The sequence below is a fragment of the Propionimicrobium lymphophilum DSM 4903 genome (assembly GCF_000423485.1).
In the GTDB taxonomy this organism is placed as follows: domain Bacteria; phylum Actinomycetota; class Actinomycetes; order Propionibacteriales; family Propionibacteriaceae; genus Propionimicrobium; species Propionimicrobium lymphophilum.
The window spans coordinates 18,879-33,860 of the sequence record NZ_AUIB01000005.1 but is presented as its reverse complement, the minus strand read 5'-3'; the positions used below and the strand labels follow the sequence as shown (position 1 = coordinate 33,860).

Genomic DNA, 14,982 nt, shown 5'->3' with positions numbered 1-14,982 from the left:
CGCCACTAGGAGAAAAATGACTCAGCAACAGGCGCCTTTGAAGTTCCCTACCGAGTTCTACGATGCCTACATCTTCGACATGGATGGCACCATCTACCTCGGTGACCACCTCCTCCCCGGAGTGACGCGCATGGTTGAGGAGTTGCGCAGGCGTGACATACCGATCCGGTATCTGTCTAACAACCCAACAAAGGACCCGCAGCTGTACCTCGAAAAGCTCGAGCGCCTCGGTCTACCGACTGACATATCCGAGATCGCGAACACCGTCGTCACTATGACGAACTGGCTGAAGGAACACCATCCCGACGCAGTCGTGTTCCCGATCGCGGAGGAGCCACTCATCAATGCCTTCAAGGATGCTGGCATCAAGTTGAGCGACAACCCCGAGGAAATCGACATCGTGGTCGCCTCCTACGACCGCACTTTCGACTACAGGAAGCTCCAGATCGCTTTCGACGCAATCTGGTTCCACAAGCGGGCCATCCTTGTGGCGACGAACCCCGACCGCTACTGCCCGTTCCCGGGCGGTCGGGGTGAGCCCGACTGCGCCTCGATCATTGCTGCTATCGAGGCGTGTACACAGACCAAGTGCCAGATCGTCGTCGGTAAGCCGAACCCCGAGATGCTCTACGAGTGCCTCGTCGGTCTTGACGTCGATCTGAAGCACTGCGTGATGGTGGGCGACAGGCTCGGCACCGACATTCAGATGGCCGTGCGCGCCGGAATGGTGTCCGCGATGCCGCTAACGGGTGACTCCACATGGCAGGAAGCCGTTGCCCTACCCGAAAAAGATCAGCCCACCTACCTGCTGGACCGCGTAGACAGGCTGATCCCCCAGAGTGCCTGGGAAGAACTCGGCTGGACCGAGGACAACTAAAAACTTCAAGGTTTTGCAAAACATTTTTGAAAGGATGAAGCATCATGGCTTTACCTGGTTACGAAGGTCCCTTCCTTCTAGGCGTTGATTTCGGTACGGAATCTTGCCGCGCTGCGATTTTCGACCTTCGTGGTAATCCGCTGGGTTTCGCAGGCACTCCATACAAGACGAACTTCCCTCGTCCTGGTCAGGCAGAGCAGTCTCCTACTGACTGGTGGGAGGCCTTGAAGGCCTCCGTTAGCCGCGTCCTCGACCAGACCGGTATCCCGGCTCGTCAGATCGCGGGAATCTCCTACGACGCAACCACGATGACCGTCGTTGCTCTCGACAAGGAGGGGAACGCCCTTCGCGACGCCATTATGTGGATGGACGTTCGAGCCATTAAGCAGGCCAAGCGAGGCGACGAGGCCGAGAGCTGGGCGAAGCTGTATAACGGTGGTGACACCATGCCGGTTACTGCTGAGTGGTACCCATTCAAGGCAGCCTGGCTGAAGGAAAACGAGCCGGAAATCTACAAGAAGGCATACCGCATTGTCGACGCTCCGGACTGGCTGACCTTTAAGCTGACCGGCCGCTGGACTGTGAACCTGAACACTGCGGCAGTCCGTGGTTACTACAACCGTGACTTCGGCGGTTGGCCGGTTGAGTTCTTCGAACAAATTGGTTGTGGCGACGTCTTCGAAAAGCTTCCTGAGGACGTTCTGCCGCTGGGTCAGCCCGTCGAGGGCCTGTCCGTCAAGGCAGCTAGCGACCTCGGTTTGACCCCTGGCATCCCCGTCGTCCAGGGTGGCGGAGACGCCTGGCACGGCCAGATTGGCCTTGGCGTGGTAAACCCGGGCTCGCTGGCAGTTATCACCGGCTCCTCGCAGGTTATGAGCGGCCAGAGTAAAGACAAGATCTACGGCAAGGGCTTCATGGGCGGCTACACCGACGCCGTCATGGAAGGCCAGTACACCGTTGAGGGTTCGCTGGTTTCGTCCGGCTCCGTGCTGAAGTGGTTCCGCGACAACTTCGCTCGCGAGATTGCTTCCACCACCGAGCGTCTAGGCATGAACGTCTACGAGGTTCTCGACAAGAACTGTGCAAACATTGCCCCTGGTTCCGACGGCCTGATCGTCAACCAGGACTTCCAGGGCAACCGCACCCCGTACACCGACTCTAAGGCACGCGGTGTCATCTGGGGTCTGTCGCTGTCGCACACTGCCGACCACATGTACCACGCCATCATGGAAGGTGTCTGCTACGGCACCGCTCACAACCTGAAGGTGATGGAGGCCGGCGGCTTCAACCCCGAGAAGCTGGTTTACTGTGGCGGCGCCACCAAGTCGAAGGTTTGGATGCAGATGTACGCCGACGTTACCGGCAAGCCTGTCACCCTGACCAAGGTTGGCGACGCTGTGGTTCTCGGCTCCTGCATGCTGGCAGCTGTCGGCGTTGGCCTCTACGAGTCGCTGCCGGACGCTGCCCGCTACATGGTGCACGAGTCCGACGTGATCGAGCCCAACATGGAACGTCACGAGCAGTACAAGTTCTTCGTTGATCAGTACATGAACGCTTGGCCGCAGATGGCAGAGCTGACCCACAAGACTGTTGACCACATTTCGTAAGGAAAACATGTCTGAACTAATTGATAAGGCCCTGAGCACGGCGACGCAGACCCGGGACATAGCCTTCGGCAAGGGCGCCAACAAGAAGACCGGTGAACTGTTCAAGAAGAACTTCCCCGGCAAGAAGGTTATCGTCGTAGCAGACGAGAACACCTTCGGCGCCTGCGGTGACGAGGTAGTGGCCTCCCTCAAGGAGGCCGGCGTCGAGTTCGCTGCAGATCCGTACATCTTCCCCGGAAAGCCGACTCTCTACGCCGGCTACGAGAATGTGGAGAAGCTGCGCGAGATCCTGCGTCCGATGGGCGACGATGTCGTCTGCTGCTCCTTGGCTTCCGGCACGCTGAACGACCTGGCCAAGCTGGCCAGCAGCGAGCTGAACCGCGAGTACATGAACGTCTGCACCGCTCCGTCGGTGGATGGTTTCGCCGCCTTTGGTGCGTCCATCTCCGAGGATGGTTTCAAGTCGACGCACAGCTGCCCGGCCCCGGCCGCGCTGGTCGCCGACCTGGACACCATGGTTGCCTCTCCGATGCGCTTGATCGAAACCGGTTATGGCGACCTGATCGAGAAGATCCCGGCAGGTGCAGACTGGATTCTGGCGGATGCGCTTGGCGTCGAGCCGATCGACGACTACGTGTGGAGCCTGGCTCAGTCGACGCTTCGCGATTCGCTGTCTGACCCTGCCGGTTGCACAAACCGCGATCCGGAGGCCATCGAGAAGCTGGCCGAGGCCAACATCATCTCTGGCTTTGCTATGCAGGCCGCGAACTCGTCGCGTCCGGCATCTGGCGCTGGGCACCAGTTCAGCCACGTGTGGGAGATGGAGGGTCACGGCACCGACTGGGATCCGCCGCTGTCTCACGGCATGAAGGTTGGTGTTGGCACTGTCGCTTCCTGCGCAATTTGGGAAGAGGCCCTCAAGATCGACGTCGATAACCTCGATATCGAGGCCATCGTCGCAGCCACTCCTAGTGCCGCGGAGGTCGAAAAGCGCGTCCGCTCGAGGCACATCGATCGGATTGTCGACGCAGCCGTTGAGAACACCCTGGTCAAGCACCTCGAGGGCGACGCACTGCGCGAGCGGCTGACCAAGATCAAGGAAGTCTGGCCGGAGCTTCGCGAGAAGGCTAAAAAGCAGCTCTACACACCGGACGAGATCCAAGAGATGCTCAAGACTGCCGGTGCACCGTACCACCCGGAGATGATCAAGATTGATTGGGACCGCTTCCGCGAAACCCACTTCAAGGCTCAGAACATCCGCAACAGGTACACGATTCTAGACCTCTTGGTAGACCTGAATAAGACCGAAGAGGTTGTAGACAAGCTGTTCAGCCCAGAAGGCTTCTGGGGCAAACACCGTCATCCCGAAAACAACTAGACAGTTAGGTAAGAATTATGAAGATTGCATTTGGATGCGACCCGAACGCAACGGCCCTCAAGAAGGCCCTGATCGCCAAGGCTGAAGAGCTCGGCCACGAGACCAAGGACTTCGGCTCCGACGACCCGATCTACGCAAACGTTGCAGTTGACGTTGCCGAGGCCGTCGCAGCAGGCGAGTACGACCGTGGCATCGTCGTTTGCGGTACCGGCATCGGCGTTTCGATCGCCGCGAACAAGGTCAAGGGTGCCTACTGCGCCTGCGTCACCGACATCTACCAGGCCCAGCGCGCCGTGCTGAGCAACAACGCCAACATGATCGCCATCGGCGAGCAGGTTGTCGGCATCAAGTCCGCTGAGATGTTCCTCGAGGAATACCTCAAGTACGAGTTCGACCCGAACTCGCGCTCCGGCGAGAAGGTTGCTGCCATCTGCTCCTACGAAGGCAAGAACAACTAAGTAGTAACCCTTTTTGGAGACTGCCCCGAAGCCACACCAGGCGTCGGGGCAGTTGCTCGTTATCGAGAAAATATTTACCCAAAAAGATGCATGTTTTCTCACAATCTGAACGCGTTAATCAGCTGGTAAGGCAGAATCTGACGGCGAAGGTGAAATAACTTGCATTAATGCCGCAGAACCGTTTTACATCAGCCCCCAGTCGCACTTTTGCGAGTAAGTCGTGAGATGATTGGAGACATGAGCTACCGAGAAATTGAGATCGCAGCGCCGCGCAAGGTGGGAATCACCGAGCTCGCGCTTCGCGACGCCCATCAGAGCCTGATGGCTACCCGAATGGCAATGGAAGACATGGTCGACGCTTGCGCCGACATCGACGCAGCCGGCTACTGGTCGGCAGAGTGCTGGGGCGGAGCAACCTTCGACTCCTGCATTCGCTTCCTCAACGAGGATCCGTGGGAGCGCCTGCGCACTTTCCGCAAGCTGCTGCCGAACACCCGTCTCCAGATGCTGCTTCGTGGCCAGAACCTGCTAGGCTACCGTCACTACAACGATGAAGTTGTTGACCGCTTCGTCGAAAAAGCCGCCGAAAACGGCATGGACGTTTTCCGTGTCTTCGACGCACTGAACGACCCCCGCAACCTTGAGCACGCTATGAAGGCCGTCAAAAAGTCCGGCAAGCACGCTCAAGGCACCATCTGCTACACCGTCTCCCCGGTTCACACCGTTGAGAACTACGTCAAGCTGGCAGGCCGCCTGCTCGACATGGGTGCAGACTCAATCTGCCTGAAGGACATGGCCGCACTGCTGAAGCCGCAGCCGGCATACGACATCGTCAAGGGCATCAAGGACACTTACGGCGAGGACGTTCAGATCAACGTCCACTGCCACTCCACCACCGGCGTTACCCAGGTTTCGCTGATGAAGGCCATCGAGGCCGGCGCTGACGTCGTCGACGCAGCAGTTAGCTCGATGTCGCTTGGTCCGGGCCACAACCCGACCGAGTCCGTCGTCGAGATGCTAGAGGGTACCGGTTACGAGACCGACGTCGACATCGACCGCGTCAAGAAGGTCCGCGACCACTTCAAGAAGGTTCGTCCCAAGTACCAGAACTTCGAGTCCAAGACGCTGGTTAACACCAACATCTTCAGCTCCCAGATTCCTGGCGGCATGCTCTCCAACATGGAGTCGCAGCTGCGCGCTCAGGGTGCCGAGGACCGCCTCGACGAGGTTATGGAAATGGTTCCGGTTGTCCGCAAGGACGCTGGCTACCCGCCGCTGGTTACCCCTTCCTCCCAGATCGTTGGTACCCAGGCCGTGTTCAACGTCCTGATGGGCGAATACAAGAACATGACCGCAGAGTTCGCCGACCTGATGCTCGGCTACTACGGCGAGTCTCCCGCTCCGCGTAACGAGGAACTGGCCAAGAAGGCTCAGGAAGTTAACAAGAAAGAGCCGATCACCTGCCGTCCGGCCGATCTGCTGGAGCCCGAATGGGAAAAGCAGGTCGAGGAGGCTAGCAAGCTCGAGGGCTACAACGGCACCGAGGAAGACGTCCTCACCTACGCCATGTTCCCGGGCGTTGCACCGACCTTCTTCGAGCACCGCGACGAGGGCCCCAAGTCGGTTGCTCTCTCTGAGGCTGCGCTGAAGGCCGCCCAGGAAGGCCAGGCGAACGCACTATCCGGTCCTGTCACCTACAACGTCAAGGTAGGCGGCAACGAGCACACTGTTTCCGTCGAGCCCGCGTAAGAGGCGAAGTAAATGGCTAAAGAAAAAAGCATGGAGCAGCGCATCGACGAGCTCACCGAAGCACGTGCAACCGTGCAGGCGGGCGGCGGCGAAAAGCGCATTGAGAAGCAGCACGCCAAGGGCAAACTGACGGCTCGCGAACGCATCGACCAGTTCGTCGATCCGGGCTCGTTCACCGAGACCGGCGCGTTCCGTCGTAACCGCACCACGGCTTTCGGCATGGATAAGGCAGATATGCCTGCTGACGGTGTCGTAACCGGCGCCGGCTCGCTGATGGGCCGTCCGGTGTTCCTGGCTAGCCAGGACTTCACCGTCGTTGGTGGTTCCGCTGGCGAGACGCACAACATCAAGGTTACCGAGACCATGGAGAACGCTCTGGAGGCTGGCGCCCCGTTCGTCTTCATTAACGACTCGGGTGGCGCTCGTGTTCAGGAGGGCATCGACTCGCTGTCCGGCTACGGCAAGGTGTTCTACGCCAACGTCAAGCTGTCAGGGGTTGTCCCGCAGATCTCGATCATCGCCGGCCCGTGTGCCGGTGGTGCGGTCTACAGCCCGGCACTGACCGACTTCATCATTCAGACCCGTAAGGCACACATGTTCATTACGGGCCCTGGTGTGATCAAGCAGGTCACCGGCGAGGAAGTTACCCAAGACGCGCTCGGTGGCGCTGACGCCCACCAGCAGGTTTCTGGTGTTAACGACTTCGTTGTGGACACCGACGAGCAGGCGTTGCTGGTTGCCCAGAAGATTCTGAGCTTCCTGCCCAGCAACAACCGTGAAGAGGCCCCGATCGTCAACCCCGATTACTCGGCTGACCCGGACGAGTCGCTGCGCGATATCGTTCCCGTCGAGGGCAACAAGGGCTACGACGTTCGTGACGTCATCTCTAAGATCGTTGACCACGGCGACTTCCTCGAGGTGAAGGCCGGCTACGCGGGCAACATCGTCACCGGTTTCGGCCGTGTCGGTGGCCGCTCCGTTGGCTTCATCTGCAACCAGCCGAAGGTGATGTCGGGTGTTCTCGACATCAACGCCTCCGACAAGGGCGCTCGCTTTATCAACATCTGCAACGCGTTCAACATCCCGATCGTCAACCTGGTCGATGTTCCTGGCTTCCTGCCTGGTGTCGCTCAGGAGCACGGCGGCATTATTCGCCACGGGGCGAAGATGCTGTACGCGTACTCCGAGGCAACCGTCCCGAAGATCACCATCGTCCTGCGCAAGGCGTACGGCGGTTCCTACCTGGCCATGTGCTCGAAGGAACTTGGTGCCGACCGCGTGTTCGCTTGGCCGAGCGCCGAGATAGCGGTTATGGGTGCCGACGGCGCTGCCGCGGTTGTTTTCCGCAAGGAAATCGCCGCTGCCGAAGATCCGGAGGCCAAGCGTGCAGAGGTAGTGCAGGCGTACCGCGACGAGTTCGCGACTCCGTTTGCCTCCGCAGCACACGGTTACGTGGACGACATCATCGATCCGGCTGACACCCGTCGTGAGATTCTCGTCGCGCTCGAACTTCTTGCTAAGAAGAGGATTCAGCGCCCCGAGAAGAAGCACGGCATCATGCCGGTATAGGAGTGCTGATGAGCAAAAAAGATGACGAGCTTCTCGAGCTCGTAAAGCAAATGCAAGAAAAGATCGCCTCTCTTGAGACTGAGCTCGCCGATTCCAAGGCTGCACAGCCGATCCCGGAGGAGGACCTAGCGGTCATCGCGGCTTCCGCCGCAGCCTTCCTGGGCATCAAGGGCAAGGTGAAGGCCATCCAGTTCGCTGGCCGTTCCGGCACTAATTCGCTGGCGTCGGCATAAGAGATTTGAAAGAGGAAAATTATGCGTCTCAAGATGACCGTTAACGGCAACGAATATGTCGTCGACGTAGAGCAGGAGCCGGAAGTTCGTCCGGTTCCGGGCCCGATCGTGATCGGTGGCGGTGCCGCTCCGGCGGCTGCCGCTCCCGCAGCTGCCGCCGCTGGCGGCGCTGGCCCGAACGACGTAACCGCTCCGCTGGCCGGTTCGGTTGCCCGTTTCGAGGTTGCCGAGGGTGACAAGGTCGAGGCCGGCCAGGTTGTGGTCGTGCTCGAGGCTATGAAGATGGAGACCGAGATCGCAGCCCCCAAGGCTGGCACTGTCACCAAGCTTCTCGCCGAGGTACGCCAGGCCGTCCAGGGTGGACAGCCGCTGCTGACCATCGAGTGATCGATTAGACAATAAGGTTTAGGGCATCGGGATTCGTCCCGGTGCCCTAAATTTTGTGGTTTCGCAGTTTGTATCATGTGCGGAACCTGTTGGGGACAACTGGAACGGAAAAGCTCGTAGTCGAACTTTTCGGTTCCTACTATTTATTTTTCAATTAGTGAGAACCAAAACATTCGACTACGAGCTTTTTGGTTTCTGCTGATCTTGGTGGTGTTTGTGGGCGATTTGGTTTAGCACTCGGCAAGGCTTACGGCCAGGCCGCCCGTCGACGTCTCCTTGTATTTGCTCATCATGTCGGAGCCGGTCGCCATCATCGTCTCCATCACCTGATCGAGGCTGACCAGCTGACGCCCGTCGCCAGCCAAGGCGAGACGGGCTGCGGTGATCGCCGTGACCGCGCCCACGGCGTTGCGCTCGATGCAGGGCACCTGGACGAGTCCGCCAACAGGGTCGCAAGTTAGGCCGAGGTGATGTTCCAGGCCGATCTCCGCGGCGTTGCAGACCTGTTCTGGGCTGCCACCCCTTACCTGGGCAAGCCCCGCAGCAGCCATTGAACTAGCGACGCCCACCTCGCCCTGGCAGCCGACCTCGGCGCCGGAAATGGACGCGGTTTGCTGGTAGATGGTGCCGATGGCGCCGGCGGTGAGCAGGAAATCGCGGATCGGGTCGTCGCAGACGCTCAAGACAGCCTTAGCTTGGCGGGAGTAGTTCAGCACCGCAGGGATGATTCCGGCTGCTCCATTGGTTGGTGCCGTCACCACCCGGCCGCCTGCAGCGTTCTCCTCGTTGACCGCAATCGCCCACACAGACACTCGATCCATCACCGATAGCGGATCAGCCTCCTCAGATTGCAGATCCTTAGCTAGCAAGGGAGCGCGTCTGCGAACCTTTAGCCCGCCGGGAAGCACTCCTTCCGTGCTGCAGCCCCTCTCTATAGCCGAGTGCATGACGTCCCAGATTCGGTGCATCCTGCGCGTAACCTCGGCTTCGTCGCGTCCGATCGCGGCCTCATTAGCCAAAACGAGCTGGGCGATGGAAAGCTGCGTAGCCGAACAATGCCCCAGCAGCTCGGACGCCGTTCGGAACGGGTAGGGGATCTTCGCTGCGACGGTTGCGGTCGCCGTCTTTTTGTCGACGGTTTCGTCGGTTGCGATGAATCCACCACCGATCGAATAGAAATTTTTGCGCGCTAGCTCGGTTCCGGTCTCATCGAACGCCCAAAGCGTCATCGCGTTTGGGTGTGGGTCGCGGATTTGGCAGTTGTAAGAGGCGAATTCGAGGTCTCCGTCGTAGTCGAAGGGGATAGTCTTAGACACGCTTCCGGAGGTGTTTGCCAAAACCAGAGTCTTACTTTCCTTAGTCTGTGCGACGATGCCCGTCACCCATGTTGGGTCAACCGTTTCTGGCCAGCCGCCGCCCAGGCCGGCAAGCACTGCGGCGTCGGTACCGTGGCCTTTTCCGGTTGCGCTAAGCGACCCGCGAAGCTGCACACTTACTGCCTTAACTGAGGCAAATAGCCCTAGATCAACGAGCCCGTCGATGAACCTCGTCGCCGCGACCATCGGCCCAACCGTGTGAGAACTGGAGGGCCCGATGCCGACCTTGAACATATCGAAAACGCTGATGGCCATGAGGCAATTGTGCGCTTACAGGTCAAGTTATTTCCACTCTTCGATTGTGGGCTTATTGGGTGGGCACGACTGCTCTGGGTAGAGTTTTGCGCGTGAGTGAAGAAAAACCCAAGCGTGCCGCCGACAAGGCTATCGAGTACCAAGCCCCGGAGGACTCCGATGAGATAACTCGTGAGGCTTTCGAAATCCGGGTTGACGATGCCGTCACTGAACAGCGCGAGGCAACCTCGACAGAAAACGTAGAGGGTGCCGAACCAGAACGCGAATGGTGGGACGACCCGTCGCTGCCTTGGCGTCATAAGCCGTCCAGGTCTGACTGGGCTTGCATGGGTTGGATTGCCTTTCTGGGTATTTTTTCGCTTTGCATGCTGCCGTTGCGGGCATGGCTGCTCGGGTCACCGGATAGGTTGCCTTGGCTGGTGGCCTTGATGGGTAGCCGCTCCGGCACGGCCGCTCTCGGTTCCGTCGTAAGCACTGGCGGCAGCCAGCCCTGGGTCTGGCCTATCCTGCTCGGCACACTGATGTCCATCAAGCTCGACTGGGTCTACTGGTGGGCAGGCAAGCTTTGGGGGCGGGGCATGATCGAGGTTTGGGCCGGGCAGTCCGAACGCTCACGAAAAAACTACGCGCGCGCCGAGCGCTGGGCCCAAAAGCTGGGATGGCTCGGCATGTTCGTCGCATACGTGCCCATTCCGCTGCCAATCATGCCGGTGGTTTTTGTGCTTGCCGGCGCCAGCGGAATGAACTGGAAGAAGTTCATGATCCTCGACTTTTTCGCAGCTGGGATTTGGCTATTGGCATACTTCGGTTTCGGTCTACTGGTTGGCGAACCGGCTGTAGCCGTCCTGAAGTGGTACGGCAAATTGGCTAACTACGTCGCTATCGCACTGGTGGTAGGCATCGTATTCTTGGCCTTTCGACGCGGTTCTAAGAAGGCAAAGCAAACCGCCTAAACGCTGCGCGCCCAGGCGGTTTGCTTCTGCAACTATTAGTGGTCGATGTGGAACTTTTCGTGCAGCTTGCGCAACGGTTTCGGTGCCCACCAGTTCCACTTGCCTATGATGGTCATGGTGGCTGGCACCAGCAGCAGCCGCACCAGCGTGGCGTCAGCGATGACCGTGATGGCCAGCGCGACGCCGATCTGTTTGATGGCCAACATGTCGCCCGCGACGAAGCCGAGGAATACAGCGACGATGATGGCTGCAGCGGACGTGATTATTCGCCCGGAGCGCTGCAGGCCGCGTTCCACCGCCGTGTCGTTGTCGTAGCCGGCGTCCCAGTACTCCTTGATCCGGGCAATCAGGAACACTTCATAGTCCATCGCGAGGCCGAAGCCGAATGCGATCATCACCGCCACGATATACGTCTCTAGACCATTGACTTGTGGCATTCCGAAGTGCCCGCCGTGGAAGATCCATACGGTTGCGCCAAGCGATGCGACGAGCGAGAACGAGTTAACGATCAGAGCCTTGAGTGGCACGATCACGGAGCCCGTCATCAGGAACAGGAGGATCATTACAGCAGCGACGACGATCAGGCCGGCCCATAGCGCTCGATCGCCCAGGGAGTCGACGAAGTCCGTCTGCATCGCTGCTCCACCGCCAATTAACACGGGATCCTCGAAGTCGGTGTTTCTCATGTCCTTGACGATGTCAACTACGCGGTCGCCGACGGGGTCGTCGACGTCTAAGTGCACGGCCAGCTTCGTCATGTTGGAATCGTTGATGGCGGACGGCACGATGTAGCTAACCTCGGGGTAGCGATTGGTGATCTGATCGCTGACCGTCTGAACCGCCGGATCCTCGGGGGCTGCCTCAACGACCACTTCGATTTCGGGCGTGGCGAGGGCCGGGTAGTTATCGTTCATGGTTTGGTAGGCAATCCTTGAGGCGGAATCCTCCGGCAGATATTCCATGAACGACGAGCGCATGCGCAGGTCGCCGATGGGGGAGGCCATTAGGCTCAAAATTGCTACGACAATGATGAGGATAGGAATCGGCCACTTGTGAACGAACTCAGCCAGCTTGCTGAACGCGCCGTGGTCGCTTGAGCTGTCGCCGAACAGCTTGATGAGCTGTTTGATGCCAGGAAACTTTGAAACCATGGACGGCCTCACCAAGCGGTTTCCGAGCAGAACGATTATTGCCGGCACCATGGTGATCGCCGTGAAAACTGCGAACAGTGTGACGACGATGCCGCTGATGCCGATGGTCCGCAGAATGTTGGAGCTGAACACCAACAGGCCGGCGATTGAGAAGGCGATTGTCATTGCGGAGAAGAAGACTGTGCGTCCGGCGGTCTTGATCGTAGTGAATGTTGCCTTTTTGACCAGGTCGTTAACCACCGAGCGTTCCGGCAGGGTGGTGCCGTCGCTGGGGTATCCCGCCTTCTCGAGTTCCTCGGCTATTTCTTCCCGGTACCGGCTGACCACCAGCAGGCCGTAGTCGATGGACAGCGCCAGGCCGATCAAAGAAACCACATTCAGGATGAAGCTTGAGATGTCCATGCTGAACGTCAGCGCCCACACGATGCCCATGCCGATGCCGATGGCTGTTAGCGCCCCGACGAGCGGCAGGCCCGCGGCTACCAAGCCACCGAAAATGACGACGAGCAGAATCAGCGCCACAGGCAGGCCGATAGATTCTCCCTTAATCAGATCTGATTGGACCTGTCCCATGATCGTGGACTCGATCTCGCTCTGCGCGACTACCTGGACTTTTGCTTCAGGAGACTTTTCTTGGAGCGCCGACTGCAGGTCGTCGCTGTACGAGATCACTTGCGAATCGGCCTTCACGGTCGCGTCGTCGCTGAGGCCTTTCTCAAGTGTGATTGCGACGACGAAACCGTCGCCCTTTTTGCTGAGCAGGGCTTGGTTCTCAGGGGAGTGCAGGTCTGGCATGCCGGGTATGACCGTGCCCTCGGGAAGCTGCGACGGATCCAACTGGCTCGGGTCGACGCCGGCAGGCAGCTGGGAAGGATCGACGCCGGCTGGCAACTGGGACGAGTCTAGCTGACTTGGGTCAACACCCGCAGGTAGTTGCGGTGTTTGAGGCTGAGCGGGTTTCTCTGGAACGACTAGGGGATCCTTCACCTCCGCCACGCCGTTGATGTCGGCAATCTTTTCGCGTTGGGTAGCCATGACTTCGACGAGGCCAGGGAGATCATTTTTGAGGTCTATCCCACTTATGACGTAAGTGATTGCCTGTTGGCTGTCTTCGCCCGAAATTAGGTGATTGACTTTCTCAGACTCGGAGCCGGGAGTCAGCACCTGGGTGGTTGCCATGCGGTCGAAAAGGCCGCCTTGGCCAAAGCCCCAGAAGGTGCCAAGCAGGCCGAGCACGGCCAGCAGCAGCCAAGACACTATGACCGTTATCGGGCGGCGGATTACGCTTCTTCCCAGCCAATTGAACATCTCAACAACCTCTATCTGAGTGCGGCATTGCTTACTTATTAGATGCTACTCGGGGACACTGACAATTTCTGATGGTCGTACCCTGCCATCTTTTGAAAGTGGGGTTGGACAGACGCGCTGCCGCAAGTCATCTTGATCTGACGACAGTTTTAAGCGAGAATTAAACCTCGCAAATGCGTTTGCCTCCTTAGCTCAGTTGGTAGAGCACCGCTCTTGTAAAGCGAAGGTCGTCAGTTCGAGTCTGACAGGGGGCTCCACTTAGACGTCGGATTTGATAAGTACCCTTTTGCGTTAGCGAGTATCGCTTAGGGGGGGGGTGTGAAAAATCGCTTGCGTTAGCGGGTTTGGGTTTTGCGTTACCCAGTATCGTGTTTTCCCTGTTCGCACAGGATTTTGGGGTTTAACTCGCTAACGGAGATGAAAAATGCGTCTTTCTGACTCGCAAATAACGCTGTTCTAGCGGTGTCGGTATGAGTTCTTTTTTAGCTCACCCTCAAGGCCAATCTTCAAGCCAAAAGACGAATCAGCCATGGGTGTTTACCTTTCTTTTCGGTAACGACAGTTATGGGATAATCAATGAACGAACACGTAAAATTGAAAGGGCATATATGGGAAAGAACAGTGCGCGAGTGCGTAACTGGTTAATGTTGGTAGCCGTTGGGCTATTAATTGCAGCTATCTGTTTTGCTGTTTTCGGGTTCACGCACGTGATTTCACCGGTCACCGCTATCGGAAATGCTGCTGGTTTTCTGATAACTAGCCTGGTCGTAGGTTTTTTCGCGCTGCGTAAATGAACGATGCCCAAAAGGTAGTGTTTCTGCACGGGTTGGGCGAAACCTGTGGTGTTTGGAACCCGGTAATAAAGCAGCTGCGACAAACCGAGTGCATAGCTCTAGACGTTTTGAGAATGAAACCGCCGCTGGCGTGCTGGTCGCTTGAAGACGTATGTACCCAGATTGCTGACTCGCTGACCGAACCAGTTCACTTGGTCGGGCTATCGTTGGGTGCAGTGATTGCTTTAAATATCGCGATCACCCATCCAGATAAGGTGTCTTCACTGTTTGTTTCAGCTCCGCAAGCTAAACTCCCAAAAATGTTGATGAATCTGCAAAAGACACTAATGCGAGTTTTACCAACAAAATGGGTCTGTCCGCCGCTGCTAAGCAAACCTGAGCTACTGAACATTCTCGATAGTTTGAAAGATTTAGACCTCACCGCGCAGCTAGCAGCTTTATCGATGCCCGTAACTGTGGTTTGCGGTAGCAAGGATAAAGCAAATCTGCCTGCCGCCCGCAGAATCTCAAGCCTTATCCCCACGGCTCACCTAGAGGTTATCCAAGGTGTAGGGCACCAGTGGCACGCCGCCCATCCTCAGCTATTCGCCTGTTATCTCACTAAACATTTAGCCCGCTAAACCCCTGCGGGGATAATATCATCGATAAACCAGATGCGTTTCGGTACGGCTCTGCCTGTTTTGATATGTCAACAATCAACCAGATCCATTGGCTCACCCATGGTGTTTCCTTTCTTTTGGATCCTCGTATTGAGGGGTGATCTGTTTATCTCGGTTATTCTTGAGGTTAGGTGCGTGTGAACGAGGGGCGTGGTTGTGATGGCGCGTGGTAAAGCGGTGGAGCTTTTTCTGGTTGATGGAACCCCGGGAGGGATGGCTACTGCGGGT

General features: G+C 58.0%; 13 protein-coding genes and 1 tRNA gene. 12 read left to right on the top strand and 2 right to left on the bottom strand.

What is annotated here, in order from left to right:
* Positions 1–16: 16 nt before the first annotated feature.
* The 8 genes from G556_RS0103585 to G556_RS0103550 all read left to right on the top strand — a co-directional run bounded on the left by G556_RS0103585 (position 17) and on the right by G556_RS0103550 (position 8,258).
* A complete protein-coding gene (locus tag G556_RS0103585; protein ID WP_028821788.1) occupies positions 17–877 on the top strand; it encodes an HAD-IIA family hydrolase in 861 nt (286 codons plus the stop codon).
* A 44-nt stretch (positions 878–921) separates the two neighbouring features.
* The gene (locus G556_RS0103580; RefSeq protein ID WP_028821787.1) at positions 922–2,484 is read left to right on the top strand and encodes an FGGY-family carbohydrate kinase; all 1,563 of its coding nucleotides are present in this window, start codon (positions 922–924) and stop codon (positions 2,482–2,484) included.
* A 7-nt stretch (positions 2,485–2,491) separates the two neighbouring features.
* Positions 2,492–3,862: a sn-glycerol-1-phosphate dehydrogenase gene (locus tag G556_RS0103575; RefSeq protein ID WP_028821786.1), complete on the top strand. Its 1,371-nt coding sequence runs from the start codon at positions 2,492–2,494 to the stop codon at positions 3,860–3,862.
* A 17-nt stretch (positions 3,863–3,879) separates the two neighbouring features.
* Positions 3,880–4,320, top strand: a complete 441-nt coding sequence (locus G556_RS0103570; protein ID WP_016455214.1) for an RpiB/LacA/LacB family sugar-phosphate isomerase — start codon at positions 3,880–3,882, stop codon at positions 4,318–4,320.
* A 237-nt stretch (positions 4,321–4,557) separates the two neighbouring features.
* Positions 4,558–6,069, top strand: coding sequence for a methylmalonyl-CoA carboxytransferase subunit 5S (locus G556_RS0103565; protein WP_028821785.1), 1,512 nt, complete (start codon positions 4,558–4,560; stop codon positions 6,067–6,069).
* A 12-nt stretch (positions 6,070–6,081) separates the two neighbouring features.
* Complete coding sequence (locus G556_RS0103560; protein WP_016455216.1) at positions 6,082–7,638, top strand: acyl-CoA carboxylase subunit beta; 1,557 nt, start codon at positions 6,082–6,084, stop codon at positions 7,636–7,638.
* 8 nt (positions 7,639–7,646) lie between these two features.
* Positions 7,647–7,871: a hypothetical protein gene (locus tag G556_RS0103555; RefSeq protein ID WP_016455217.1), complete on the top strand. Its 225-nt coding sequence runs from the start codon at positions 7,647–7,649 to the stop codon at positions 7,869–7,871.
* A gap of 21 nt (positions 7,872–7,892) precedes the next feature.
* Entirely contained in the window at positions 7,893–8,258 is a 366-nt protein-coding gene (locus tag G556_RS0103550) for a biotin/lipoyl-containing protein (protein WP_016455218.1), read from the top strand.
* A gap of 230 nt (positions 8,259–8,488) precedes the next feature.
* Here the strand turns inward: G556_RS0103550 and G556_RS0103545 are convergent, their stop codons facing one another.
* Positions 8,489–9,889, bottom strand: coding sequence for an L-serine ammonia-lyase (locus tag G556_RS0103545; RefSeq protein ID WP_028821784.1), 1,401 nt, complete (start codon positions 9,887–9,889; stop codon positions 8,489–8,491).
* Between the two features lie 164 nt (positions 9,890–10,053).
* On the opposite strand from G556_RS0103545, the gene G556_RS0103540 reads away from it, so the two are divergent.
* A complete protein-coding gene (locus G556_RS0103540) occupies positions 10,054–10,842 on the top strand; it encodes a DedA family protein (RefSeq protein ID WP_051176659.1) in 789 nt (262 codons plus the stop codon).
* Between the two features lie 35 nt (positions 10,843–10,877).
* Here the strand turns inward: G556_RS0103540 and G556_RS0103535 are convergent, their stop codons facing one another.
* Positions 10,878–13,301, bottom strand: a complete 2,424-nt coding sequence (locus G556_RS0103535; protein WP_036915879.1) for an MMPL family transporter — start codon at positions 13,299–13,301, stop codon at positions 10,878–10,880.
* A gap of 181 nt (positions 13,302–13,482) precedes the next feature.
* On the opposite strand from G556_RS0103535, the gene G556_RS0103530 reads away from it, so the two are divergent.
* The 3 genes from G556_RS0103530 (at position 13,483) to G556_RS0103520 (ending at position 14,715) form a co-directional block, all read left to right on the top strand.
* Positions 13,483–13,558: transfer RNA gene (locus G556_RS0103530), tRNA-Thr, on the top strand.
* Positions 13,559–13,771: 213 nt separating this feature from the next.
* Positions 13,772–14,095, top strand: coding sequence for a hypothetical protein (locus G556_RS11590; RefSeq protein ID WP_211219432.1), 324 nt, complete (start codon positions 13,772–13,774; stop codon positions 14,093–14,095).
* The gene (locus tag G556_RS0103520) at positions 14,092–14,715 is read left to right on the top strand and encodes an alpha/beta fold hydrolase (protein WP_028821780.1); all 624 of its coding nucleotides are present in this window, start codon (positions 14,092–14,094) and stop codon (positions 14,713–14,715) included. Before G556_RS11590 ends, G556_RS0103520 begins: the two co-directional genes overlap by 4 nt.
* Positions 14,716–14,982 lie beyond the last annotated feature (267 nt).

Bases quoted from the DNA above. Each gene is read 5' to 3' on its own strand.
- G556_RS0103585 (WP_028821788.1), top strand. From the start codon at position 17: ATGACTCAGCAACAGGCGCCTTTGAAGTTCCCTACCGAGTTCTACGAT.
- G556_RS0103575 (WP_028821786.1), top strand. From the start codon at position 2,492: ATGTCTGAACTAATTGATAAGGCCCTGAGCACGGCGACGCAGACCCGG.
- G556_RS0103550 (WP_016455218.1), top strand. From the start codon at position 7,893: ATGCGTCTCAAGATGACCGTTAACGGCAACGAATATGTCGTCGACGTA.
- G556_RS0103565 (WP_028821785.1), top strand. From the start codon at position 4,558: ATGAGCTACCGAGAAATTGAGATCGCAGCGCCGCGCAAGGTGGGAATC.
- G556_RS0103545 (WP_028821784.1), bottom strand. From the start codon at position 9,889: ATGGCCATCAGCGTTTTCGATATGTTCAAGGTCGGCATCGGGCCCTCC.
- G556_RS0103535 (WP_036915879.1), bottom strand. From the start codon at position 13,301: ATGTTCAATTGGCTGGGAAGAAGCGTAATCCGCCGCCCGATAACGGTC.
- G556_RS0103520 (WP_028821780.1), top strand. From the start codon at position 14,092: ATGAACGATGCCCAAAAGGTAGTGTTTCTGCACGGGTTGGGCGAAACC.
- G556_RS0103560 (WP_016455216.1), top strand. From the start codon at position 6,082: ATGGCTAAAGAAAAAAGCATGGAGCAGCGCATCGACGAGCTCACCGAA.
- G556_RS0103555 (WP_016455217.1), top strand. From the start codon at position 7,647: ATGAGCAAAAAAGATGACGAGCTTCTCGAGCTCGTAAAGCAAATGCAA.
- G556_RS0103580 (WP_028821787.1), top strand. From the start codon at position 922: ATGGCTTTACCTGGTTACGAAGGTCCCTTCCTTCTAGGCGTTGATTTC.
- G556_RS0103570 (WP_016455214.1), top strand. From the start codon at position 3,880: ATGAAGATTGCATTTGGATGCGACCCGAACGCAACGGCCCTCAAGAAG.
- G556_RS11590 (WP_211219432.1), top strand. From the start codon at position 13,772: ATGAGTTCTTTTTTAGCTCACCCTCAAGGCCAATCTTCAAGCCAAAAG.